A 23,585-nucleotide genomic window follows, 5' to 3' on the forward strand; every position below is an offset into this window, starting at 1 on the left:
GCCCTGCCCGTCGTCACCGTGGCGTCGGCGACCAACACGATCAACACGCCGCGCCGCACACCAACATCGTCGTCACGCCCAACGGCGCACGCGCCGGCTACGTCGTCGCCCTCAACGGCGGCTGACAAATGCAGCAGAACCAGCTGAAACAGGCTCAGCGTGATCAACGAAACGCCGAGCGCGCCGCCGCTGCCATCGCGCGGGACGAGCGGGAGCAGTACATCGTCTCGCGTCGGGATGAGGCCGAGCGCAGAACCGCCGAGATCACTCGGTGGGTGGCGCTACTCGACGGGCTTCTCCGCGAGGGCGTTCGTCGCACCGCGCGGATCGACCTCCAGCGGTTCAGGAGAACTTTTAAACCGTCGACCTTCGACCCTGGGAGTCTGGCGACGCCGGCCCAACGCCCTGAGTGGCGACAATTCGAACCGGCCGCGCCGGGGATGCTGTCGACGATCTTCGGAGGCCGAGAACGGCACGAGGCGGCAGTATCGCAGGCGCGACGGCGGTTCGAGGACGCAATTGCTTCGTGGGAAGCGCGAGAGCGTGACCGGCAACGGCGCCTGGCACAGGCGCGAGCGGCGTTCGATACACGGATGGCTCGGGAGCAGGCGGAATGCGCGGAACACAACCGCCGGATTGATACAGAGATCGGGGCCTTCAACGAGCGCCGACGGCCCAACGTGGAGCGGTACCTCGAGCAGGTGCTCTCGCGATTACTTCTGCCACCCGAGTTCCCGCGTCGCGCGGAGGTTGCCTACCAGGGTCTTCGCAAGGTCGAGATATGACCGGATAGCCGGTTGTGGGGTGGTCACGCCGGTTCTGGTGGGTACATAGAAGAACGCGGCCTTCTGGTGATCATTCAGGTGTCTAGGCTGGATGATCGAGAAGGACCGCGTTCGTGGAAGCATCATCGTTGATCGGCGGGCTGTCCGCACGTCTGTCCGGCGTGTCGTCGCTGTCGGAACAGGACACGCCGGGGTTGCTGCAGGCCCTCGCCCAGGTTCCGGACCCGCGAGACGCCCGCGGTCGGATCCATCCGCTGCCGGGACTGCTCGCCATGGCGATCGCCGCGGTGGTCTCGGGTGCGAGCCGGATCGTGGAGATCGTCGAGTGGGCGGCCGACCTGCCGGAGGTGGTGTGGGACCGTCTCGGCGCTACCCGCGACGCGTTCACCGGTGCCCGCCGGGTGCCTGACGACAGCACCCTGTCGCGGGTGCTGACCGGTATCGACGCCGACGCGCTGGATGCCGCGGTGTGCCGCTGGCTGCTGAGCCGGGCGGGTCTGACCGGGGCCGGCCGGCGGGTGATCGCGGTCGACGGTAAGACGCTGCGAGGCAGCGGCCGGGCCGGTGCGCAGGTGCATCTGCTGGCCGCGTTGGACCAGGCCGAACAGATCGTCCTGGCGCAGATCGACGTCGACGGGAAGACGAACGAGATCAGCCGGTTCACGCCGCTGCTGCAGGGCCTGGACCTGGCCGGGGCGATCATCACGGCGGATGCGTTGCATACCCAGCGCGAGCATGCCCGCTGGCTGGTCGAAGAGAAGAAGGCCGGCTACGTGTTCGTCGTCAAACGCAACCAGCCACGACTGTATCGGCAGGTCAAGGCCCTGCCCTGGGCGAAGATCCCGGCGCTGGACGCCACCCGCGATCGTGGGCACGGCCGTTACGACATCCGCGAGTTGCAGGCCGTCACCTGCCTCGGAGTATTGGCGCTGGACTTTCCGTACGCGGTTCAGGCGCTGCGGATCCGGCGCCGCCGGTACAACGCGGCCACCGATCGCTGGTCCACCGTCACGGTGTACGCCGTCACCAATCTCACCGCAGGGCAGGCCAGCCCTGACGAGCTGACCGACTGGCTACGCGGGCACTGGGCCATCGAGGTTCTTCACCACATCAGGGACACCACCTACCGTGAGGACGCCAGCCGGCTACGGACCGGCAACGCACCCCGCGTACTGGCCACCCTGCGCAACACCGCGATCAGCCTGCTCCGCCTGGACGGCGTCACCTCGATCGCACCAGCGCTACGCCGAAACGGCCGAGACCCGCACCGATCCCTACGACTCCTCGGCCTCACCTAAAACGGGCATATCTCGACCATGCGAAAGCCCTGGGTTGCCTACAACCCTGACGCAGAGCAGGTCGTGGTTCAGCTACAGCTGCCGGGAACTGACTTCGTACCGACGGCGAAGACGTTCCGGTACATCCAGAGCGGCCAGAACGCCGACACGATCGCGGAGACCAAACGGCCGGATTCGGAGATCAAGAGGCTCTACCGCGACGTGATCGCACAGGTGACGCTGCTGGCCATACGAGATCTGTTCGATGCCGATGAGCGCCTCCGGGAGGTTGCCTTCAACGGGCACGTGGACTCGATTAACCCGGCGACCGGGAGGCAGGAGTACCCATGTCTGATCAGCTTGGACGTCGAACGAGCGGCCTTTGAAGAACTCGTTCTGGATCGTGTGAAACCAGCTGACTGCTTGCCCTACCTTCGCGCGCGCGTGTCCGAGCACCCTTACGCGCTGAAGCCGATCGAACCAATCCTGGTCTTCGATCTGAGCAAGTTCGCCCTTCATCGAAGGCCTCGACGCCGTCTCGACACTCGATCACCGTCCCGATCTCATGCAGATGGGACACGGCGAGTTCGAGCATCTTGTGCGCCAAGTCTTCGAGGCCATGGGCATGCAGGGATGGACCACCACATCCAGTAAGGACGATGGTGTCGACGCAGTGGTCAAAAACCCGGACCCCTTTGTCGGCGGGGTGACCATCATTCAGGCCAAGCACTACAAGAACGTCGTCGGCGTCAATCACATCCGCGAGTTGGCCGGAGCCATGGAGGAGAAGAAGGCGGGGCGAGGCATCTTGGTCACCACCTCGTGGTTCACCTCCGGCGGCCGCCAGAAGGCGTACGAGCACGGACGCATGCAGCTCGTCGACGGCCAGAATCTGATCTTCTTGATCAAGAAGTACACCGGGAAAGACGTCGTCATCAGCGTGAAGCGGCCAAAGAATGCGGCCTCGATCGACCAGCCCGACCTACCGGAAGCTGAAGGGCAGTGAGCCGTCTACTGCGCAGGACGTCATACGTGCCTTCTTGCCGACCGACCGCTACTCGCTGCGGGAGCTGATAAGGCAGCCCACCATCGGCCCCACCCACGATGTGAGCTTCCCCCGGTAGGCCGGACACCCGAGGTGTGGGGTCAACGGTTGTCATCTGACGGGTGTGGAGCTTCTCGAACTCGATCGGGCTGCGCATACCGAGGCTGGAATGGCGTCGTTTCGGGTTGTACCAGCACTCTATCCATTCGAACACGGCGTTGGCAAGTACGTCGCGGTTTTCCCATTTCCGGCGGTCGAGGACTTCTAGTTGCAGGGTTCCCCAAAACGATTCCATCATCGCGTTGTCGTAGCAGTCACCGACAGATCCCATGGACCCGAGCAGACCCGTCTTCCGGAGCCGTTGACCGAAATCCCACGACGTGAATTGCGTACCGTGGTCGGAATGCAGAATGGTTTCCTGCCGGGCGGGCGGCCGGCGGGCGATAGCCATTGACAACGCGTCCAGGACCAGTTCGGTGCGCAGATGATCGGCCATGCTGTAGCCGATGATCCGCCGGCTGTAGGCGTCCATGACCGCGGCGCAGTACCACTTGCCCTGCTCGGTGGGGTGCTCGGTGATGTCGGTCAGCCACAACCGGTTCGGCGCGTCCTGCTCGAACCGGCGGTTGACCAGGTCCGCCCACGGTGTCGCGTCCGGGTCACGGACGGTGGTCCAGGACCGGCGCCGGTAACACAGGCCCTGGATACCGGCCTCGCGCATCAACCGGGCCACCCGTTTCTCATTCACGTGCAGGCCCAGACCGAGGGTCAACTCGGCGTGCACCTGCGGTGATCCGTACGTTTTCATCTTCGGGTCGGCGTGGATTTTCTCGATCTGCCGCAACAGCACTTCGTTGCCCTGGTCCCGTGCCGAGACCGGCCGGTCTTTCCATTCGTAAAACCCGGATCTGGACACGCCCAATATCCGGCAGGCGACCGTAACGTCGATGCCGTCGTCGGCGAGTTCTCGGACCAGCCGGAACGCTACTTTGGGAGGACGTTCTCCCGGGCGAAATACGCGGCCGCCCGTTTGAGGATCTCGTTCTCCACCTCGAGCTGACGGTTACGGCGGCGCAGCTCGGCCAGTTCCTTCTTCTCCGTGCTGGTCAGCCGGCCGGCGCTGCCACCGGCGTCGTCCGCGTCGGCCTGGGCCATCCAGTTCCGCAGGCAGGACTCACTGATCCCGAGCTCTTTCGCGAGCACGGCGACCGGTTTGTCCCCGGTCCGGGCCAACTGAACCGCCCGCTGGCGGAACTCGACAGGGTGAGGAGCAGGCATAGATCGACATCCTTCCTGGATGCCGTCGGCCACCTCACCTCAGGTGTCCGGAAAACCGGGGGAGGCTTGGGGGAGGCTCAGATCGGCGTTTGAGGTGGGCGATGCGGCCTTCGCATCCGGTGCGCCATTTGACCAGTTCGCGGAAGGGTTTTCCGCACTCGGTCTCTCGGCGGGCTGTTCCGGGCTGACCTTTGCGGGGATAGCGACGGTGCGGACGCCGAGGTAGTGCAGGGCGGTGTCGACGCCCGGCTTCGCCGAAGCCGCGGTCGGCGGTCACCGCTGTCGACGTCCGGCCGGCCCGGTGGGTGATGCGGGTGATGGCCGGGGACAGTTGTGGCGCGTCGGCGGGGTTACCTAGTTCGACGGTGTGGTCCAGGATGACGCCGTCGTCGTTGTCGATGACCTGGGCTTTGTAGCCGAACTCGGTGGGGTGCCCGAACCGGCCGCAGCGGATCGGCCGGGCGTCGGGGTCATGCAGGCTGACCAGGCGGGTTGCGGAGTCGGGCATCACGCTGGCCAACCGGGACCGGGTCTGGGTGACCACGGTCGCGGCGCGCTGCACCGTGGTGGCCAGCTCGCCGACGGCGCGGCGCAGCTGCCCGGCACGCCGGCCGGAGCTCTTGGCCAGGGCGCGGCGGGCGTTACGCAGCACCGGGGCCGCGTCTCGGATGGCGTGCGCAGCCAGGTCAGCCAACTCGCCGGTGATCCGGCGCACGGCCGCCTGGTTCTGGTCGCGGGCCTGACGCAGCCGCAGCCGGGAGTTGATCTGCCGGGCTCGGCGGCCGGCGGCTCTGGTGCGGTCACGCCACGGGGTGGGCGCAGCAGCGCCTGCGGCCTTGATCCGGCCGATCTGCCGGTTCATGGCGCCGATGGCCTTTGCCAGCAGGCCGGAGTCGGTCGGGCGCTGCACGTTGGCCAATACCACGGTGGTATCGGCGCGGACCCGTCCGACCCGCAGCAGCCCGGCCTCGGCCGCTTTGGCCAGCAACGCCTCGTTGAGCTGGTCGATCACCTCGCTACCGCATCGGGTGGTGATCTTCATCAGGGATTCGCCTGGAGAATGGCGGGCTGATTGAGATAGGCGACACGAGACCCACACCTCAGCGGCAGCGGCAAACAAAATTTGATGGCGCAGACGTGTCGTTCGACTACGTTCTTATTTCGGGTGGATCAATAATCCTAGCCGCCGTGGAGCTGGATGGAAGCAGGCTTCGCTTCAACGATTTCGAGCTGGAAGATGGCCAACTTGCGATTTATGACTCGCTGCTTCAGTCCGGCAGCATTATGTTCACGGATTCAACGGCGAGTGCTGGCGGACACATTGAACTTCGCGGGGTGGAAGTGGCGGTGCTGACTTAGACTTTTCTGGCCTAACCTTACACGGGGCTAACCTAGATATTGGATCCAGTCACACATACCCCATCGAGCATTTATAGCCAGGTGAGACCAGTCGCATCGCACCTAGTCGATTGTTTCGTTGATCCTGGAGGTCAAACGATCGACCCGGTTTGCAGCGTTGTCAACTTCCAACCCACCCTGAGCCTCCGCGCAGAATCCGTGTGGCATTAAGTGTTCAGCAGGCGAGGCAGCCCGTTGAGCTTTGACTGCTCTTCTGAAGATTCAGAGTTGGAGACCGACCGTTAGTGCGGCGGAGATCTGGCTCATCACGTCTTGTGACAAAGACGGCTGTCTCGGCAGCCTCAAATGCCGCTTTTGAACAGTAAACACCCAGCGACAGTTGATCACCGTATCCTTGTCGAACCCCTCCCTAACACCGACGAGAACCTCGTGTGCACGCATAGCGCGGGGATTCTTCAGGGAGTCGCACACCACCACGGACACGTCGGTGAGGTTGCTTCCGCTAGTCTGCAAGAGGACGACACGCTTCTCCTTCTGAACGATTCCGGGTGGATTTGCGCCCGCAGGAGTACGGTCTGGCAGCGAAAGCATGATCGTGCGAACCTCGCCACGACTCACCGGTACCGTCATTCGCCTGCTTTCCAGGCGCTCGTTTCAGCTTGGAGAGCTTCAAGAGCAACGACGGTCTTGAAGTGCTCAGCTTGCTCATCCTCGGGGTCTGGATAGTCAGGCATCTCTCGTACACGCCTCGCGGCTGCCTCGCGCAACTCGGCCAGCCGGTCGATTGGTCCTCCACGAAGGCGCTGCGCGGCCCGGCCGACTTCGACGAGGATCGTACCCTCTGCGACTGGAAGGGACACGCGCTGCCCCAACTTACGGCGGGTGTTCTTGACAACGATCTTCGACGAGGTCGTCCTGTTCAGTCCAAGAAAAACCATCTGGTCAGTCATGGTCTGCGCCCTCCTCGCGTTGCATCTCCTCGAACCGATCGGCCGTCGTACGTAGAAGATCCGACCACTCTCGTAGTCGGCCAGGGGACAGGCTGAATCGTGCAAGGGGCTGGACGACCACATCGGTGATCTGCTCAACCTGTGCTCGACGCTGCTCCTCCGGGCCGGAAATGATCGGCGGCACCACGTGCCCTACGGTGAGCACGACAAGGTCCGGCCTCGTACCGAGAGAGTCGACCTGGACAGCCAGCTGATTAGCTGCAAGCACCGGCAAGGCCTTGACATCACCCCAGGTCACCGGGACAGCCAAGATCTCCTGGTCCTCGGGATCAGGTTGCGAGCTGATCATGCACCTCCGCCCTCATGTACTACCGCCATCGTCGCACAACGACCTGTGAACGACAGACCCGTTGTTCCGGATCTCGCATAGTCGACGAGCGCTACACAGATGGATCAGCTGTTGAAGCGGCAAGCGGTGGTGGCACTTCATGGCCCCGGTTCAGCCAAACCCGAGCCCAGAGATCCGTGGCGGGCCTGAGCCGTGAGCGGAGATGCATTCCACCTCAACGCCGGCCGCCGGGTCCCGCTTTTGCAGCGGTCCGCACGGCGAGGTCGATAGGGAGCGCCTGGCAGGAACGTGACGAAGACCTCATCGCTGCTGATACCAGGTCATGCTTGCAGCACCTGGGCGGCGCGATGCCGCCTCAGGGATTCGGCCCTGGTGACTGACGTTGTTCGGCGTTCTGCGTCGGAAGATCGTTGGACGCATGCGGGTGCCGTCGCCCCAGGTGTGGCCAGTACGAGGGCCCGGCATTTCTTCGCGTCTCTGGGAAGGGGCCTCCGCGAGCTGGTCAAATACCCCTTTAGCGGTACACCAAGAACGGTGAGCGGGTGGTTCGCATGGTGCAACGTCCGCCCCACCCGAAATGGATACCCAAAACGGACGGGGTCGCGGGCGTGCGGCCCTCCGTTGCGGGGTCGGATATCGCCAGGTCAACGTTGCCGTTGCCTGGTCGGCCTCCCGGGCGGTGGATCGACAAGTTCGTTGCGGTCGGCCGGGTCGCTGTCCCGGATGGTGATCTATGGCTGGCGCGATGGTCATCGACGGTCGGGTAGGGATTGTTCGATCAAGAGGCGGTCGACGGCGCTGTGCGCGCACTCAACGCCGAGCGCCTTGCCCCGTACCTCACCGGCGAGTAACCGGGCCGCGCACGAAGGCCTCGGGCGTCATGTCGGAGTCGCCGTTGTTATGGACGACCAAGTCGTTGTCCCAGCTGGCTAAAGGCTTGGCGGGTGAGGGTTTCCGGGTGGGCCGCACGACGGTGTCGCGGTTGTTGAAGCAGGCCGGTTACCGGTTGCAGGCGACGTTCAAGACCAAGGAGGGTGCGCAGCATCCGGACCGCGACGCCCAGTTCGGCCACATCAACGACACCGCCGCACAATTTTTGGCGGCCGGTGACCCGGTGGTGTCGATGGATGCGAAGAAGAAAGAACTGGTCGGTGAGTACGCCGCCCGGGGCCGGGAATGGCAGCCGTCCGGACAGCCGGTGCGGGTGAACGGCCAGGACTTCCCGGCCGGGGTGCCCAAGGCGATCCCGTACGGGGTGTATGACATCGGCGCGAACGCCGGGTTCGTGTCGGTGGGTGTCGACCACGACACCGCGCCGTTCGCGGTCAACGCGTTGCGGACCTGGTGGCAGCGGGTCGGTAGCCGGCGTTATCCCGAGGCGCGCCGGTTGATGGTCACCGCCGGCGGGGGCGGCTCCAACGGCTACCGGCTACGGGCTTGGAAGGTCGAGCTGGGCAGGCTGGCCTGCGAGACCGGCCTGGACATCACGGTCTGCCACTTCCCGCCCGGCACGAGCAAATGGAACAAGGTGGAGCACAAGCTGTTCTCGTTCATCTCGCTGAACTGGCGCGGCCGGCCGCTGACCGCTACCAGGTCATCGTGGAGACCATTGCGGCCACGACCACCGAGACCGGGCTGACCGTCGAAGCGTTCCTCGACCCGGGCGTCTACCCCACCGGCGTGAAGATCACCGATGGCCAGATCGAAGCGGTTTTCCTTACCCGCGACCAGTTCCACGGCGAGTGGAACTACATCGTCCATCCCGGACCGAACCTGGAAACCATACTAGACAAGACATTCGGCCCGAAATCGACCGAATAGTTCACGGTCGAGCCCTAACGGCCGCTGATGCTTGGTCAGCAGGGTGAACATGACGCCGCGGACGGCTTTCGGGACGAGCCCCTCGATCCGCCCGTGCCTTGAGCCTCGATCGTGTCCGGAGGCGTGGATCCGGCGGGTTGTCGGGTTGGTAGCGTTGACGGCTTGCCGGTGTCGGGTTGGGTGGAGATCAGTGGGTAAGAACAGCCGTGAGCGGCACAAGGCCAAGCGGAAGGCGGCGGAGGCGGCGCAACGTCGAAGGTCGGCGGGGCCGGCGGACGCCGGTGATCCGCTGGGCCTGTTCGGCGCACCGCGTGTTCCGTCGCAGCTCGAGTTGGCGGAGCAGATCATCGATCAGGCGGTCCACGCCCAGCATGGCGAACAGGGTGCGGCGCTTGACCGTTGCCGCTCCTTGCTGATCACGGGCCCGGGTGGTGCGGCGGGGATCCAGGTCGTCAACCGTGCCCTGCTGGCCCGGTTGCTGCACGATGTGGAGCAGGCGTGGCGGCGTGGCTGGCAGCCGGCCGAGCTGGTCCGGGCGGCGCGCCGTGAATGCAGCGCACGGCACGGTCGGCTGATGGTCGATGGCATCGCGGCGCGGATGCGCGGCTATCCGAAGGCGGCCGTCGACCAGCGGTGGCAGGCACAGCTGACGATTCTCGACGCACGGGTCTGGTGGGAACACGACGACAATTACGTGACGGTCTGGGGTGACCGGCAGGGCCTGGACCGGGCCGCGGTGATCACCGTGATGATCGAGGTGCTTCATCTGCTCGCGACGTTGCCGGCGATCGAGGTGGTCGGTCCGGCGCCTGGCGATGCCCGGCCGGCTACGGCGGCCGCACCGGCCGATCTCGACCAGCGGATGCTGGATCGGGTTCGGGCGTTGCTGGCCAAGGCCGAGTCCACCGAGTTCCCGGATGAGGCCGATGCGTTCACCGCCAAGGCGCAGGAGTTGATGGCCCGGCACCGGATCGACCATGCCCTGCTGGTGGCGGCTACGGGCGAACGCGACCAGCCGGTCACCCGGCGGATAGCCGTCGACAATCCGTACGAGGCGCCGAAGTCGCTGCTGCTTCAGGTCGTCGCGGAGGCGAACAGTTGCCGGGCGGTGTGGGGGAAGCGGTTCGCCTTCACGACCGTCGTCGGCTTTCCCTCGGATCTGGACTCCACCGAGTTGCTGTTCACGTCACTGCTCGTGCAGGCGACCAGGGCGATGACCCAGGCCAAATCCACCACCGACGAGTACGGGCGTAACACCACCCGCTCGTTTCGGCAGTCGTTCCTGACGGCGTACGCGTCGCGGATCGGTGAACGACTCAGCGCCGCCACCGGCGAGGTCGGCCAGGAAGCGGCCGTGTCGGCGGACAGCGCCCAGTTCCTCCCGGTGCTCGCTGCGCGCGACGACGCGGTCCGCGACGTGTTCGAGAAACAGTTTCCCCAACTGACGCACCACCGGTCGACCATCAACAACCGGCAGGGCTGGGCATCGGGTCGGGCCGCCGCCGACCGGGCATCACTGCACGGCCGGCACGCAGTCGCCCACGACTGAACTTCACCGCCGGCCCTTCGCCCGCCGCAGCAATCTTCTGGCCGCCCTCGACCGCGCTGCCCTGACGGTGACCTTGTCCGCCGCCGCGAGGACCGACGCCTCGGCGAACGGCTCAGCGCCGCCGCCGACGAGGTCGGCCGGCAAGCGGTCAGTTCTGGCCGGGACTTGCTGTGGGCAATCCTGCGGCCTTGGCGCATTCGAGCAGTCGCCGGTCGTAGGTGACGAAGGCGATCAGTGTCGTCCCGGACTCGTTGGTGAGAACCTGGGCGGTGGCGAGGTGGATGGCGTCGAGGCTGCGCAGCGTCGGCTCGGCGAACGCGGCTGCGGTCGCGCGGATCGTGTTGTCGATCTCCAGTCGGAAGAGCCGTCCGACGGCCGCCGGGACACCGATCAAGGCTTGCGGGACTGACCGGCGCAACGCTCTTGGCACCTCCACTTCGACGAGAGCGGACGAGACCAGCGGCACGTCGTCGTGGGTGTTGAGCCAGGAGACCAGATCGGCGCTGCATGCTTCCTGCCGAACCAGCTTGACGACGGCGGCGGAATCGAGATAGATCACCAGCGCTCCTCGTCTCGCATCGCGGCGACAGTCTCGGCCACGTCCACACCCTCGTCACCGAGCTTCGGCGGAAGCGGAACAGGACCGCCGCCGGCCGGGGCGACGGCCCGCCCCGCGGCCACCAGCTTGGCCAGCGTCGACCTGTCGTCACCCACCGGAACAAGCCGAGCGATCGGGTGTCCACGGTCCGTGATCTCAACGGTCTCGCCACCGCTCACCCGAGCCAACACCTGGCTTGTGTTCTGGTTCAGCTCCCGCACACCGATGCGCTCCATACACGCGAGTGTAGAACACGATGTTCTACGTCACCAGTCACTCGGTCGCGGCAGCTGCGCGCTCAGGTTCCTTTGATGGCTTGGAGCAAGGTCGGAACGCCCGGCTTTTGGGTGAACAGCGCCAACGTGGCCTACTCGCGTTACTGATGCTCTGATTCTCGGTCCGTACTTCTGCGGGCTGCCTAGATGTCCGCTGTTCCGTCGGTCAACCTGACCCGTCGAGGTCACGCGCGATCCACCCCGGTGTATCGAAACGGATGGCAACCGCGCCGACCAGTTGCGCCAGCTGGCGTTCCACGCTCGCAAGCTCAGCTGCCCCGATCTTCCGTTCCCACTGGGCGCGCAACTCGTCGAAGATGGCTTCACCCTGGCGCATGACCTCAAAGCCCAGCGGGGTGACCTGCAGGCGCTTGCGGCGGGCATCGCGGGGATCGGGCCCGCGAGTCACGTAGCCGCGTTCCTCAAGAACAGCGATGGTCTTGGCTGCCGATTGCTTAGCGACGGACAGCTGGCGGCCCAGCTCGGACGCGCTGTTGGCTCCGGCCGCGATGGCGCGCATGGCGAAGTCGTGAACGGGCCGCACGTCCTGGTAACCACGACGGGCCAGCTCCGCTGTCGCGGCATCGACAAGCGCGCGGAAGCCACCGAGAAGCAGCAACGCGAGATCAGCGCCAGAACGGGACATGGCGAAAGGCTACGACACCGCCTGGACAAACGACAGCCAGGGTGTCTACCGTGAAGGTCGACACCCTGGCTGTCTATCAGAGGAGAAGCATGACCCATCCCGCCACCCTGCCGGACATCGCCCACCACCGCGCGGACGTCAACGGCACCACCCTGCACTACGTGAGCGCCGGCACCAGCGGATCACCGATCCTGCTGGTCCACGGCTTCCCCGAAAGCTGGTGGGCCTTCCACAAACTGATCCCCCTACTTGCCGCGACCCACCGCGTGTACGCCGTCGACCTGCGCGGCTTCGGCGACTCCGACAACGCGCCGGGCACCTACGACAGCACGACGTCGGCCGCCGACCTCCACCAATTGATCGCTCACCTCGACGTCGGCCCCGTTCATCTCACCGGACAGGACGTCAGCGGAGCCACCGTCTTCCGCCTGGCCACCACACACCCCGAAAACGTCCGCAGCCTCACCGCAATCGAAACGGGCCTGCCCGGTTTCGGCTGGGAGTCCCTGGCCGACGTCGCTCACGGAGGCGCCTGGCACATCGGCGTTCTCGCCGCTCCAGGCATCCCGGAGATGCTCCTCACCGGCCGCGAACGCGCATTCATCGGCCAATACGCGTTCCCCACCATGACCGCCGTGCCGCAGGCGATCACCGACACCGACATCGACGAGTTCGTCCGCGGCTACGCACGCGCCAACGGCTGGCGCGGCGCCGCCGGCCTTTTCCGATCGATGCTTCGGGAAGGACCAGAAATCAGAAACCTCGCCACGTCACCCGGCCTCAACGTGCCCGTCCTCGCGGTCGGAGCCCGCGGCGGCCCGTTCACCGCCGCCACCATGTCGCAGGCCGCATCCACAACAATCGACTCAGTTCAATTGGACGGCGTCGGCCATTACGTCGCAATGGAAGCACCCAAGGAACTGTCCGAAGCAATATTGAGCTTCGTCGACAGCATCGACAAAGATCATCCCACCCGTAAACCGACAGAAAATCAATACGCATAAAGAGCCACCCGGGGACTTCACCCGTCCCCTGTCGGCGTTGCCTCCGGCAGGCGGCCCTTCGGTGCGGTGCCACCCGGCCGGAGGCGTGCGGCGCGCCGCACGCCTCGGCGCCGCTCGGTGTCGGGAACTCTCAGGCCGCGGAGTCCTGGGCTTGCTGGTCGAGGTGTCCCTGCGCCTCGGCGGACAGGTGCTGCCAGTCGGACCAGGTCTTGAGCCGGTCGGCGTAGGCCTGCTGCAGCAGCGGGTAGAAGCCCTGGCCGAACAGGATCCGCAGCGGCGGGTGATCGGAGTCGACGATCTTGAGCAATGCCCGGGCAGCGGCGGCCGGCTCGCCGGCGGGCTGCTTGCCCACCAGCGCAGTCAGGCGTCGGCGGAGACCGTCGTAAGCCGGATGGGTCCGGGCCAGGTGGCCGTTGGCGAGCGGATCCGGGTTCCTGCCGCCCCTGGTGGCGAAGCCGGCGGGCTCGATGATGGTCACCTTGACGCCGAAGTCCGCGACCTCGCCGGCGAGCGCTTCATTGAAGCCCTCGAGGCAGGGTCTTCGCAAGGTCGAGATATGACCGGATAGCCGGTTGTGGGGTGGTCACGCCGGTTCTGGTGGGTACATAGAAGAACGCGGCCTTCTGGTGATCATTCAGGTGTCTAGGCTGGATGATCGAGAAGGACCGCGTTCGTGGAAGCATCATCGTTGATCGGCGGGCTGTCCGCACGTCTGTCCGGCGTGTCGTCGCTGTCGGAACAGGACACGCCGGGGTTGCTGCAGGCCCTCGCCCAGGTTCCGGACCCGCGAGACGCCCGCGGTCGGATCCATCCGCTGCCGGGACTGCTCGCCATGGCGATCGCCGCGGTGGTCTCGGGTGCCAGCCGGATCGTGGAGATCGTCGAGTGGGCGGCCGACCTGCCGGAGGTGGTGTGGGACCGTCTCGGCGCTACCCGCGACGCGTTCACCGGTGCCCGCCGGGTGCCTGACGACAGCACCCTGTCGCGGGTGCTGACCGGTATCGACGCCGACGCGCTGGATGCCGCGGTGTGCCGCTGGCTGCTGAGCCGGGCGGGTCTGACCGGGGCCGGCCGGCGGGTGATCGCGGTCGACGGTAAGACGCTGCGAGGCAGCGGCCGGGCCGGTGCGCAGGTGCATCTGCTGGCCGCGTTGGACCAGGCCGAACAGATCGTCCTGGCGCAGATCGACGTCGACGGGAAGACGAACGAGATCAGCCGGTTCACGCCGCTGCTGCAGGGCCTGGACCTGGCCGGGGCGATCATCACGGCGGATGCGTTGCATACCCAGCGCGAGCATGCCCGCTGGCTGGTCGAAGAGAAGAAGGCCGGCTACGTGTTCGTCGTCAAACGCAACCAGCCACGACTGTATCGGCAGGTCAAGGCCCTGCCCTGGGCGAAGATCCCGGCGCTGGACGCCACCCGCGATCGTGGGCACGGCCGTTACGACATCCGCGAGTTGCAGGCCGTCACCTGCCTCGGAGTATTGGCGCTGGACTTTCCGTACGCGGTTCAGGCGCTGCGGATCCGGCGCCGCCGGTACAACGCGGCCACCGATCGCTGGTCCACCGTCACGGTGTACGCCGTCACCAATCTCACCGCAGGGCAGGCCAGCCCTGACGAGCTGACCGACTGGCTACGCGGGCACTGGGCCATCGAGGTTCTTCACCACATCAGGGACACCACCTACCGTGAGGACGCCAGCCGGCTACGGACCGGCAACGCACCCCGCGTACTGGCCACCCTGCGCAACACCGCGATCAGCCTGCTCCGCCTGGACGGCGTCACCTCGATCGCACCAGCGCTACGCCGAAACGGCCGAGACCCGCACCGATCCCTACGACTCCTCGGCCTCACCTAAAACGGGCATATCTCGACCATGCGAAAGCCCTGGCCCTCGAGGGCCCACTTGGAGGCGTGGTACGCGCCGCCGAGCGGCATCGCGATGACCCCGGCCGCCGAGGACAGCTGGATGATGTGCCCCGAGCGCTGCTCGCGCAGGTAGGGCAGCACGGCCTGAACCACCCACGCCGCCCCGAACAGATTGGTCTCCAGTTGGTCGCGCAGTTCCTGCTCGGTCAGCTCCTCGACTGCGCCGACCTGGGCGTAGCCTGCGTTGTTCACGATGACGTCGAGCCGGCCGAAGTGCTCCTCGGCCCGCCGTACGCTCGCGAAGACGGCCGCCCTGTCGGTCACGTCCATCTCGAGCGGCAGGACCGCGTCGCCGTACGCGGCGACCAGGTCATCAAGGCTTGCGGTGTTCCGGGCGGTGGCGGCCACTCGGTCGCCGCGGGACAGAGCCGCCTCGACGAACTCCCGGCCGAGGCCCCGTGACGAGCCGGTGACGAACCAGACCTTACTCATGATGTTCTCCCTTTCGTGCGACTGTGGAAAGCCTGGGGTCACCAGGCGACGGGGCCGAGGCGGTCGACGAAGATTCCGGTCGGCCCGTCGGCGTCGACGGTCGCGAGCCTGATGATCGAGTCGGTGCCCTCGGTGACGGTCAGCTCGCCGGTGTGCCGGTTCATGTCGGTGGCCGCGAACTTGTGGTTGGCGACCTCTCCGGGCGTGGCGACGTTGAACTTGATGGTCGGCAGCGCCTGGGCGTATCGGACGGTGATCATGTGCAGTGCCGCCTTCGACGAGCTGTAGGCGAGCTCGTGCATCTTCGAGACCGGCTGGTCCGGGTCGGTGATGACCGCGAAGGAACCGCCGCCGCTACCCACCATCACCACCCGCGGATGCTCCGCCGCCAGCAGCAGTGGAAGAACCGCGTGCGTGACCCTGATCGGCCCGTACACGTTGGTCTCGTAGACGGAGTGGATGTCCTCGACCGTCGCGTCCGCGGGCGCGACCATGGTCCCCGGCGCGCCCGCGTTGTTGATGAGCACGTCCAGCCGGTCGGTGTACTTCCGGACGAGCCGCACGGCGTCGGCCACCGAATCCTCCGAGGTGACGTCGAGCGGGACCAGGACCACGTCGGCGCCCCCGGCGGCCAGCCTGTCGGCGGCTACGCGCCCGCGCCCCGGGTCGCGCGAGCCGAGGAAGATCGTCCAACCCTTTGCCCCGAGCCGCCGCGCCGCTTCGAGACCCAGTCCTTTGTTGCCTCCGGTGATCAGCACCGAGGTCTTTCGCGTACGTGTCATGCCATCCGTGACGAGGCGGCGCCGCCGGGCGGTAACGAGGTGTGGGCGTCCTCACGTGCCGGAACCTGGCATACGACCGACCGCACAGCTGGCGTCAAGGTCTCCGAGTGTGACGATCTCGCCGGGCGTCTCGTCAATAGGTCATGCGAGACATTGTGATCACCGGAGCTACCGGCGTCGTCGGCCGGCGCGCCGTACGAGAACTCCTGTCGAAAGGCCACCGGGTCGCCGGCGTCACGCGATCCACCCGGGGCCGATCGCTGCTCGAGAGCCTCGGGGCCCGCGCCGTCGAAGCGGCGGTCTTCGACCAGCCCGCACTGGAGTCCGCCTTCGCCGGCGCGGACATCGTCATCAACCTTCTCACGCACGTTCCGCCGGCCGACCGCATGGCGCTGCCCGGCGCCTGGGACGAGAATGATCGCCTGCGCCGGGAGGCGTCGGCCGGCATAGCCCGCGCGGCGCAGGCGGCGGGTGCCGGGCGCCTGGTCCAGGAGTCGCTCGCGTTCCTCTATGCCGACGCCGGCGACACCTGGGTGGACGAAGGTGCGCCGCTGGCCGGCGGCGGCACGACCACGACGGCACTCGCGGCGGAGTCCAACGCCACGCAGCTCTTCGGCGGGGAGACCGTCGTCCTGCGGTTCGGCATGTTCGTCGGGCCGGACAGCCACCTCTCCCGGGCGAACGTCGAGGACGCGCGCCGGGGCATCTCACCCAGCGTCGGCCGGCGGGACGCGTACCAACCGACCCTCTGGCTCGACGACGCCGGCGCCGCGGTCGCGGCGGCGGTCGCCGCGCCCGCCGGCATCTACAACGTGGCCGACGACGATCCGCCCACCCGTGCGGAGATCGACGCGGCGCTCGCCGCCGCCGTCGGGCGCGACGCACTGCGGCCACCGGTGGACGAGGTGCCGCCCGAGCTGGAACCCCTGAGCCGATCTCAGCGCGTCCGCAGCCGAAAGCTGCAGGAGGCCACCGGCTGGACCCCGCGGGTCCGGGCCGGGACCGACGGATGGCGTCTGATCGCAATCTCCCAAGGCAGGAAAAGATGACTAGGTTCACCACTCAGAAGGAACTCCCGGCGTACCCGCCCGACGTCGGGCGGCCGGTGACGCGCACCGCCGTGACCCTCGCTCACATGGCACCGCTCATCGTCCTCCCTGCGGGGGTGTGGCGGACGATCATGGGATTCGGCTTACCGATGGGATTCAGCACCACCACCGCTCTGCACGAAGCCGGCGGCCACCCGCTCGCGATGGACCTCCGAGACAGCGTGGACCTCGACCGCGTGGTCGACACGGTGCTGCGCGAGCAGGGCCGAATCCATGGTGGGCGACGTCCTACTTGCCGACCCCGCCGCCGACATCGCGCCCACCACCTTCGACGACTGGCTCGCGAACATGGGGGGCGAGCACCAGCTGCGCGGCCCTCATCGCCCCGTCGGTGCCTACGAGCGGCCATCGCGGTCGCTCGTAGGCACGTCCGAGGGGCAAGAGCCGTCCTGAGTGCGGCGGACAGGGACGCGGCTGACGGCGCCAGGCCATCGTGAGTCGCGCCGACACCGAGCGCGACCACCCGGCCGCCCCAATAGACCTGGTCACCTCCTTGGGGCACCACCACCTGCGGCGCGCCGGCGCGGGCCGCCGCGGTCGTGGTGCCCGCGCCGCCGTGATGCACGACGGCAGCCACGCGCGTGAACAGCTCCTGCTGGTTGACATCGCCGGTGACGAAGCAGTCCTCTCGATCGTCCACCAGGGCCAGGCCCGCCCACCCGCGGCCGATCAGCACGCGGCGATCCTGCGCACGGATCGCCTCGATGGCCGTCCGCGCGCCGGCCGCGTCCACGGTGCGCATGCTGCCGAACCCCACGTACACCGGCGGTTCTCCGGCGTCCAGGAACCTCAACAGCTCGGCGGGGAGTGGGCGTTCGTCGGGCAGGATCCATGCCCCGGTCTGCATGACGTCGAAAGGCTCGGGACCGGACCACGGACCGAGGATCGGGTCGGCGGCCAGCAACGGTCGGGCGGTGAACATGAACGGGCCGACGTCATCCACCGGCGGCAGCCCGATCGTGGCCCGGTGGGTGTTGATGGGCTCGACATCGCCTCGTGACCCGTACGTCGACAACAACACGCGCATCGGCACATCCCCCGCTTCGTCGGCCGGCCCGGCGCTCCGCGTCGTTACTTCCCTCCCCCGGTCTGCGTCATGGACATGACGAAACCGTCGGGAGGAAGGTAACGAACATGACCGGTACGGGCCCGGACGAGCCGCTGGCGCACGCGTTCGAGCAGCAGCGTGGGCGGCTGGTAGCCGTGGCGCACCGGATCCTCGGTTCACGTACGGACGCCGAGGACGCGGTGCAGGAGGCGTGGCTGCGGCTGGCGCGCCAGGAGCCGGGCGCGATCGACAACCTCGGTGGCTGGCTGACCACGGTCGTAGGCCGCGTCTGCATCGACCTGCTGCGGTCCCGCAGGACCCGGCCGGAGGCGCCCTACGAAGACGAGCTGCCCCATCTGGTCGTGACCGAGGACACCGACACAGGCCCGGAGGATGACGCGCTGCTGGCCGAGTCGGTCGGACTGGCGCTGATGGTGGTCCTCGACACCCTTGGCCCTTCTGAGCGCCTTGCATTCGTGCTGCATGACATGTTCGCGGTGCCGTTCGAGGAGATCGCGGAAATCATCGGCACGTCCGGGGACGCCGCCAAGATGCTCGCCTGGCGGGCCCGCCGGAAGGTTCAGGCCACCCCCCCGGCCGGCCGCCGACCACCGGCAGGAGCGAGCCGTGGTCGACGCGTTCATGGCCGCCACCAGTCGCGGAGACTTCGACGGTTTGCTGCGCGTGCTCGACCCGGACGTGACCTGGCGGGTCCACACGACACGCGGACTGGTCGTCAGGAGGGGGTCCACGGAGGTGGCCGCCGCGGTCCAGCGGGCCGGACGATCACGTGGCACAGCGCGCCGCGTGCGGGTGAACGGAGCATTCGGGGTCGCGGCATGGACACCCGGCGGCAGGCTGCGCACGGTCATGGCGTGCACGGTGGTCGATGACCGGATCGTCGAGATGGAGTCGGTGACCGACCCGGCCCAACTCGCCTCGATCGACCTGCCCCGGCCGCCGGACTGAAGCCGGCAAGCCGAGCTGTTACCCGGCCCGGGCGCGGCACGTCAGCCGATTGACGAAACGCGTCCGTCAAGGAAGTCGACCATGAGCGGACCCCCGCGTCACCTGGATCAGCACGCCGACGTCGAGCGTCCCGTGAGGCCGTGGTAGTCCAGCTTCTCCGGACTGGCGATTACTGGCGCGCACGGACTTGCGGCGAGAGGGGTGCCCACTTGGATGAGCGGGCACCCCTCGGGACCATCAATCAATCATCGACCGGCATTGGCGGCCCGGGAGCGACGGCTCCCGGGCCACGGCGCGATCACGAGATGCGAATCTTGGCGGACGTGCCCTTCTCCTCGAGGACACGAATCTTCACGCCGACCGCGGGGAGTTTGACTCCCTGGTTCGGCAGTTCGTCGTAGAAGTACTTCTTGGTGTCGTCGAACAGCGGCTGCGCGGCCTGTCCCCGTACATATGAGGGCTGGCCGTTGATGTGCAGCGTGAACGAATCGGCTTTGCGCAGCGAGAACGGCGCGTCGTAGATCTGGATCCGGGAACTGAACGGCAGGCCGTCCATCCGGTAGAACGGACGCGGGTGCGCGTCGATGTACAGGTTGCGGCCCACGCCCGGATGCCAGTTGGTGTCGTTGTCGACCTGGGACCGGTCCCAATAGGAAATCAGCAGGCCCTGCTGGTACGAGTAGTGCTCGACCCAATCCGGCTTGGTGTTGAGGAAACCGAAGTTGTACGGGCCGGTCTTGAGGTATCGGTCGTACGAGACGTACGTGCGGTACCCGGCGATGTAGTAGTTGTCGTATTGGTTGGTCGCGCTGGTGCCCACGGTGCTGAATCCGTGCAGCGTCCACGGGCTGGTGCCCTCGGCGTCGTCGCTGAACAGCACCGTGCCGCCGTCGGTCAGCTGAATGTCGTCGGCGAAGAAGCCGCCGGCCGAGTAGCCGCCGTCGGTGCGGTAGTAGAACTGCAGGTAGACGTTCTGGCCGGCGTACGCGCCCAGCGGCACGGACACGTCGACCCATTCGTTGTCGGTGCTGCCGTCGATGGCCGGTCGCGGCGGGTTGGCCCCGTCGCGCCCGAAGGGCTGCCCGTTGATGGTGCCGTCCAGGGCCGTCCACTTCTGACCGTCGAGCGACGCGCGCACGTACAGGTAATCGAAGTCCTCCTCGATGTTGTACCGCGCCTTGAACGTCAGCGCCGGCGCGGTCGTGCCGGCGAGGTCGAACTGGCGGGTCATCGAGTTACGCAGGTCGTCGGCGTTGCCGGAGAAGTACTGTTTCGTGCCGGAGAACGGCGCGCCGAACTCCGTGGTGACCGTCTTCTTGGGCAGCACCACCACGGCCGCCTGGGCCTTCTTGCTGTTGTACTCCTGTGGGCCGAGGGTCAGCGTGCGCTTCTGCTTGGCCACCACCGTCTCGTAGTCGAGCCAGCCGAGCTGCAGCTTGTTCCACGCGCCGAGGTCGCCGGGCCGGGTGCCCAGCGGCTCGCCCTTGGCGTTGAGCCGGCTCTGCGCCATCAGGGTCCAGTACTCGTTGGTGCCGGTGCCGCCGGCGAGCACGTTGTAGTCGTCCGGCAGGCCGAGGTCGTGGCCGTACTCGTGGACAAACACGCTCAGGCCGCCGTTCTCGGGCTGGATCGTGTAGTCGCCGATCCACAGGCCGGTGTCGGCGATCTCGGTGCCGCCCAGCAGGTTGCCGGCCGGGCCGCGGTCGCCCTCGTCGTCGCCGTACGCGAACGCGCGGTGGCTCCAGATGGCGTCCTCGCCCTGGTACGGGTCGCCGTCCGCCTCGTCGCCGCCGGCGTGCACGATCTGGAAGTGGTCGAGGTACCCGTCCGGCTCGTTGAAGTCGCCGTCGCCGTCGAAGTCGTACCGGTCCCACTGGTCGAAGGTCTTGAGCTCGGCCACGACCTGGTCCTTGGTGCGGCCTTGGGCCAGCTGGTCGGCGACCCACTGGTTGGCGGCGTCGCGCACCAGGTCGTACGTGGTGTTGCAGACGTTGCTGGAGCAGACGTTGGGGTCGTCGCCGTTCTCGTCGGTGGGGTCGTCGCCGGAGCGGCCGTACCGGGCCTCGTTGTACTTGACCTTGACCCAGTCGGTGACGGTGCCGTCGACGCTGTACCGCCCCGAGGACTGCGTCTCGTAGTACGTCTTGACCGACTCGACGTTCTTGCCCTTGCCGAAGTACAGGTTCTGGTAGTGCTGGCGGCTGTAGTCGGCCTGCCAGACGGTGGTGTTGTCGACCGACCGGTCGGGCGCGGGGATCTCGTTGTGCAGCGGCCCGTCGAACCGCTGCGGGCCCGCCGTGGTCGGGTCGGTGTCCTGGTCCGGGAACCGCGGGTCCCGCTCGTTGCCGAACTCGGCCAGGATCACGAAGATCCGGTCGGTCCGTTCCCGGGCGAGCTCGACGTACTGGTCGCGGTTGTCCCGGCCGCCGTGGCGGTGGTGCGACATGCGGCCGAACGCCCCGCCGCCGGCGCTCTGACCGACTTTGACAACGGTGCTGCCGTGCCGTTTCTGCGGTTTCGCGCGGCCGGAAAGGACATCGCTGACGGCCTTTTCCCGCAATGCCCGCCGTTTCTGCTCGAGCCTGCCGACCAACTCGTCACTGGCCGCCGCCGAGCCATTCTTCAGGGCGGGGACAGCGGCCCCGCTGTCCGTGGGCGGGGCGGCCACGGCGGCCGGGCTGAGCGACACGCCCAATCCGGACGCCAGGCTCAGGCCCAGCAATCCCGCTACGACTCTTCGCATCGATGGAACCTCCGGGGTGATCACGCCGGACCGCGCGGGTGACGCGGGACCGGCCCGGATGCAATGGACCGGTTGTGGCCCGCCCCGGAACGTAGGCATCGATGACGAGCGAGAGGAAGACTTCGATCCGCATCGAATCAAAATTCGCGGCGACCGCGACTACGGGTGTTTCCGCCGAGATAGGGCGGTAAGCCTTCAGGAGCACCCGGGTCCGAAAAGGGGCGATCCGGCCGCTCACAAATTGGCGTCAACCCGCACCACCGCGCCCGCGTCCACCCGCGCCCGCTCGACCCGCGCCACGATCTCCGGGTGCAGCAGGGTCCGGGGCGGGTCGACCAGGCCGGTCACCCGCACCAGCGCGGCGGCCAGCTCGGCGTCCTCGGTCCCGGCCAGCTGCAGCCGGCGAAGGTACTCGGGGGTCAGCGGCGAATCGGCGAGCGCCGGGCCGGTCACGCCGGGCAGCGCCAGGTCGGCGCCGACGGCCAGGCGCCACGGCGCCTCCAGGATCTGGGCGACGGACTGGAAATATCGGTACGGATCCGGCTCGCCGCCCCGCGCCAGCTCGTCGGCGAGGGCGGCGGCGTTCATCGCGGCGACCGACATGCCCTGGCCGTACACCGGGTTGAAGCCACAGGTCGCGTCGCCGGCGACGAGCAGGCCGGCCGGGAGCCGGCGGAGGTGGTCATAGCGGTGCCGCACGTACGCCGGGAAGCGGAACGTCACCGGCTCGCCGAGCGGTTTCGCCGCCCGCAGGACCTGGTAGGTGTCCGGGGTGGCCAGCGTCTCCGCGTACGCCGGGAGCTCCTCGTTGGCGACCGGCGGCCGCTCGCCCAGCACCCCGGCCAGGGTGACGAGGACCCGGCCGCCCTCCAGGCGCTGCATCACCGAGCTGCGCCGCAGGCCCGGGAAGCGGGGCGTGACGATGATCAGGTCGTCGCCGAAGAGGTCGTCCGGCACGGTGACCGGGCAGGACGTGTACGCCAGGTCGATCGCGACCCGGTCGGCCGGCGGCGGCGCGTAGCCGAGCCCGGCCAGCCATCGCGGCGCCCGGGACCCGCGGCCGGTGGCGTCGACGACCAGGTCGGCCGGGATGGCGCGGGCGTCGCTGCCGTCCCGGCCGGCCACGGTGGCGCCGGTGACCCGGTCGCCGCCGGCCGAGGCGGTCAGCCCGGTCACGTCGTACCCGTCCAGGATCTTGATCTGGGGAATCGCCCGCACCCGGTCGCGGATCGTGCCCTCGATCAGCGGCCGGCCGGCCGACAGGGCGGTCAGTCCGGTGGCGGTGCGCCGCAGCGGCAGCCCGTTGAGATACCACCGGACGTTGGCCAGGATGTCGCCGGTCAGCCCGCCGGCGGAGGTCACCTCGCCGGTGAAGCCCGGCAGCAGGCGTTCGATGATCCGCAGTCCGCCCGGCAGCATGCCGTGGACGTGGTGCCCGTGCGGCACACCACGGCGTTGCGCCGCCGCGGTGGGCAGGTGGTCTCGCTCGACGATGGTGACGGCGGCGTAGTGGTCGGACAGCACCCGCGCGGCCAGCAGGCCCGCGATGCTCCCGCCGAGCACCAGCGCGTGTCCCCCGGTGTTTTCAACCATCGCCCGAGGTTGACAGCGGCCGAGGATCCCGGCATCGGTCCTGA

Annotated in this window: 22 protein-coding genes and 5 pseudogenes; 11 read left to right on the forward strand and 16 right to left on the reverse strand. The window is 67.5% G+C overall.

The window, feature by feature from the left end; translation table 11 throughout:
• The first annotated feature begins 128 nt into the window (after nucleotides 1-128).
• A complete protein-coding gene (locus tag ACFQS1_RS37215; protein ID WP_378977145.1) occupies nucleotides 129-785 on the forward strand; it encodes a hypothetical protein in 657 nt (218 codons plus the stop codon).
• A 113-nt stretch (nucleotides 786-898) separates the two neighbouring features.
• Entirely contained in the window at nucleotides 899-2,083 is a 1,185-nt protein-coding gene (locus tag ACFQS1_RS37220; RefSeq protein WP_378977147.1) for an ISAs1 family transposase, read from the forward strand.
• Nucleotides 2,084-2,155: 72 nt separating this feature from the next.
• Here ACFQS1_RS37220 and ACFQS1_RS37225 read toward each other — a convergent pair whose 3' ends face one another.
• Nucleotides 2,156-2,581 carry a hypothetical protein gene (locus ACFQS1_RS37225; protein ID WP_378977149.1) on the reverse strand — a complete coding sequence of 142 codons (426 nt, stop codon included), beginning with the start codon at nucleotides 2,579-2,581 and terminating at the stop codon, nucleotides 2,156-2,158.
• A 46-nt stretch (nucleotides 2,582-2,627) separates the two neighbouring features.
• Between ACFQS1_RS37225 and ACFQS1_RS37230 the strand changes: the two genes are divergently transcribed.
• Entirely contained in the window at nucleotides 2,628-3,068 is a 441-nt protein-coding gene (locus tag ACFQS1_RS37230; RefSeq protein WP_378977151.1) for a restriction endonuclease, read from the forward strand.
• Here the strand turns inward: ACFQS1_RS37230 and ACFQS1_RS37235 are convergent.
• The 3 genes and pseudogenes from ACFQS1_RS37235 to ACFQS1_RS37245 form a co-directional block, all read right to left on the reverse strand.
• Nucleotides 2,998-4,083, reverse strand: coding sequence for an IS3 family transposase (locus ACFQS1_RS37235; protein ID WP_378977192.1), 1,086 nt, complete (start codon nucleotides 4,081-4,083; stop codon nucleotides 2,998-3,000). The genes ACFQS1_RS37230 and ACFQS1_RS37235 overlap by 71 nt on opposite strands.
• Nucleotides 4,084-4,091: 8 nt before the next feature.
• On the reverse strand, nucleotides 4,092-4,385 hold the full coding sequence (locus ACFQS1_RS37240) for a transposase (protein ID WP_378977153.1): 294 nt from the start codon (nucleotides 4,383-4,385) through the stop codon (nucleotides 4,092-4,094).
• Nucleotides 4,386-4,512: 127 nt separating this feature from the next.
• Nucleotides 4,513-5,472: pseudogene (locus tag ACFQS1_RS37245) on the reverse strand (ISNCY family transposase); the annotation flags it as partial.
• A gap of 50 nt (nucleotides 5,473-5,522) precedes the next feature.
• Here ACFQS1_RS37245 and ACFQS1_RS37250 point away from each other — a divergent pair.
• Nucleotides 5,523-5,744: a hypothetical protein gene (locus ACFQS1_RS37250; RefSeq protein WP_378977155.1), complete on the forward strand. Its 222-nt coding sequence runs from the start codon at nucleotides 5,523-5,525 to the stop codon at nucleotides 5,742-5,744.
• Nucleotides 5,745-6,370: 626 nt separating this feature from the next.
• On the opposite strand, the gene ACFQS1_RS37255 is transcribed toward ACFQS1_RS37250, so the two are convergent.
• Nucleotides 6,371-6,694: a hypothetical protein gene (locus ACFQS1_RS37255; protein ID WP_378977157.1), complete on the reverse strand. Its 324-nt coding sequence runs from the start codon at nucleotides 6,692-6,694 to the stop codon at nucleotides 6,371-6,373.
• The gene (locus ACFQS1_RS37260) at nucleotides 6,687-7,043 is read right to left on the reverse strand and encodes an SGNH/GDSL hydrolase family protein (RefSeq protein ID WP_378977159.1); all 357 of its coding nucleotides are present in this window, start codon (nucleotides 7,041-7,043) and stop codon (nucleotides 6,687-6,689) included. The genes ACFQS1_RS37255 and ACFQS1_RS37260 overlap by 8 nt, the downstream gene beginning before the upstream one ends.
• 745 nt (nucleotides 7,044-7,788) lie before the next feature.
• Here ACFQS1_RS37260 and ACFQS1_RS37265 point away from each other — a divergent pair.
• Nucleotides 7,789-8,813, forward strand: a pseudogene (locus ACFQS1_RS37265) (ISAzo13 family transposase); the annotation flags it as partial.
• Between the two features lie 241 nt (nucleotides 8,814-9,054).
• Nucleotides 9,055-10,413 (forward strand): DUF2786 domain-containing protein, encoded by a 1,359-nt coding sequence (locus ACFQS1_RS37270; RefSeq protein WP_378977194.1) that lies wholly within the window; start codon nucleotides 9,055-9,057, stop codon nucleotides 10,411-10,413.
• Between the two features lie 148 nt (nucleotides 10,414-10,561).
• Here ACFQS1_RS37270 and ACFQS1_RS37275 read toward each other — a convergent pair whose 3' ends face one another.
• The 3 genes from ACFQS1_RS37275 to ACFQS1_RS37285 all read right to left on the reverse strand — a co-directional run bounded on the left by ACFQS1_RS37275 (nucleotide 10,562) and on the right by ACFQS1_RS37285 (nucleotide 11,932).
• On the reverse strand, nucleotides 10,562-10,972 hold the full coding sequence (locus ACFQS1_RS37275; protein ID WP_378977161.1) for a type II toxin-antitoxin system VapC family toxin: 411 nt from the start codon (nucleotides 10,970-10,972) through the stop codon (nucleotides 10,562-10,564).
• Nucleotides 10,969-11,247, reverse strand: a complete 279-nt coding sequence (locus ACFQS1_RS37280; RefSeq protein ID WP_378977162.1) for a type II toxin-antitoxin system Phd/YefM family antitoxin — start codon at nucleotides 11,245-11,247, stop codon at nucleotides 10,969-10,971. Before ACFQS1_RS37280 ends, ACFQS1_RS37275 begins: the two co-directional genes overlap by 4 nt.
• A gap of 205 nt (nucleotides 11,248-11,452) precedes the next feature.
• On the reverse strand, nucleotides 11,453-11,932 hold the full coding sequence (locus tag ACFQS1_RS37285; RefSeq protein WP_378977164.1) for a MarR family winged helix-turn-helix transcriptional regulator: 480 nt from the start codon (nucleotides 11,930-11,932) through the stop codon (nucleotides 11,453-11,455).
• Nucleotides 11,933-11,982: 50 nt separating this feature from the next.
• Between ACFQS1_RS37285 and ACFQS1_RS37290 the strand changes: the two genes are divergently transcribed.
• Nucleotides 11,983-12,936, forward strand: a complete 954-nt coding sequence (locus ACFQS1_RS37290; protein ID WP_378977166.1) for an alpha/beta fold hydrolase — start codon at nucleotides 11,983-11,985, stop codon at nucleotides 12,934-12,936.
• Nucleotides 12,937-13,066: 130 nt separating this feature from the next.
• Here the strand turns inward: ACFQS1_RS37290 and ACFQS1_RS37295 are convergent, their stop codons facing one another.
• Nucleotides 13,067-13,483, reverse strand: coding sequence for a hypothetical protein (locus ACFQS1_RS37295; protein WP_378977168.1), 417 nt, complete (start codon nucleotides 13,481-13,483; stop codon nucleotides 13,067-13,069).
• 126 nt (nucleotides 13,484-13,609) lie between these two features.
• Between ACFQS1_RS37295 and ACFQS1_RS37300 the strand changes: the two genes are divergently transcribed.
• Nucleotides 13,610-14,794 (forward strand): ISAs1 family transposase, encoded by a 1,185-nt coding sequence (locus tag ACFQS1_RS37300; protein ID WP_378977147.1) that lies wholly within the window; start codon nucleotides 13,610-13,612, stop codon nucleotides 14,792-14,794.
• On the opposite strand, the gene ACFQS1_RS37305 is transcribed toward ACFQS1_RS37300, so the two are convergent.
• Together ACFQS1_RS37305 and ACFQS1_RS37310 are read right to left on the reverse strand one after the other, a co-directional pair.
• A complete protein-coding gene (locus ACFQS1_RS37305; RefSeq protein WP_378977170.1) occupies nucleotides 14,791-15,297 on the reverse strand; it encodes an SDR family NAD(P)-dependent oxidoreductase in 507 nt (168 codons plus the stop codon). The two genes, ACFQS1_RS37300 and ACFQS1_RS37305, sit on opposite strands and share 4 nt — an antisense overlap.
• Before the next feature lie 38 nt (nucleotides 15,298-15,335).
• A complete protein-coding gene (locus tag ACFQS1_RS37310) occupies nucleotides 15,336-16,079 on the reverse strand; it encodes an SDR family NAD(P)-dependent oxidoreductase (protein ID WP_378977172.1) in 744 nt (247 codons plus the stop codon).
• A gap of 143 nt (nucleotides 16,080-16,222) precedes the next feature.
• Between ACFQS1_RS37310 and ACFQS1_RS37315 the strand changes: the two genes are divergently transcribed.
• Entirely contained in the window at nucleotides 16,223-17,128 is a 906-nt protein-coding gene (locus ACFQS1_RS37315) for an NAD-dependent epimerase/dehydratase family protein (protein WP_378977174.1), read from the forward strand.
• Nucleotides 17,129-17,271: 143 nt separating this feature from the next.
• Here ACFQS1_RS37315 and ACFQS1_RS37320 read toward each other — a convergent pair whose 3' ends face one another.
• Nucleotides 17,272-17,478: a hypothetical protein gene (locus tag ACFQS1_RS37320; protein ID WP_378977198.1), complete on the reverse strand. Its 207-nt coding sequence runs from the start codon at nucleotides 17,476-17,478 to the stop codon at nucleotides 17,272-17,274.
• A 137-nt stretch (nucleotides 17,479-17,615) separates the two neighbouring features.
• A pseudogene (locus ACFQS1_RS37325) lies at nucleotides 17,616-18,215 on the reverse strand (glycosyltransferase); the annotation flags it as partial.
• 107 nt (nucleotides 18,216-18,322) lie between these two features.
• Here ACFQS1_RS37325 and ACFQS1_RS37330 point away from each other — a divergent pair.
• Nucleotides 18,323-18,760, forward strand: a pseudogene (locus ACFQS1_RS37330) (sigma-70 family RNA polymerase sigma factor); the annotation flags it as partial.
• Nucleotides 18,761-18,878: 118 nt separating this feature from the next.
• Nucleotides 18,879-19,085: pseudogene (locus ACFQS1_RS37335) on the forward strand (nuclear transport factor 2-like protein); the annotation flags it as partial.
• Nucleotides 19,086-19,503: 418 nt separating this feature from the next.
• Here the strand turns inward: ACFQS1_RS37335 and ACFQS1_RS37340 are convergent.
• The gene (locus ACFQS1_RS37340) at nucleotides 19,504-21,948 is read right to left on the reverse strand and encodes an immune inhibitor A domain-containing protein (RefSeq protein ID WP_378977176.1); all 2,445 of its coding nucleotides are present in this window, start codon (nucleotides 21,946-21,948) and stop codon (nucleotides 19,504-19,506) included.
• A 234-nt stretch (nucleotides 21,949-22,182) separates the two neighbouring features.
• Nucleotides 22,183-23,541: an FAD-dependent oxidoreductase gene (locus tag ACFQS1_RS37345; protein WP_378977178.1), complete on the reverse strand. Its 1,359-nt coding sequence runs from the start codon at nucleotides 23,539-23,541 to the stop codon at nucleotides 22,183-22,185.
• Nucleotides 23,542-23,585: the final 44 nt, after the last annotated feature.

This window comes from Paractinoplanes rhizophilus (assembly GCF_042664765.1).
GTDB lineage: Bacteria > Actinomycetota > Actinomycetes > Mycobacteriales > Micromonosporaceae > Actinoplanes > Actinoplanes rhizophilus.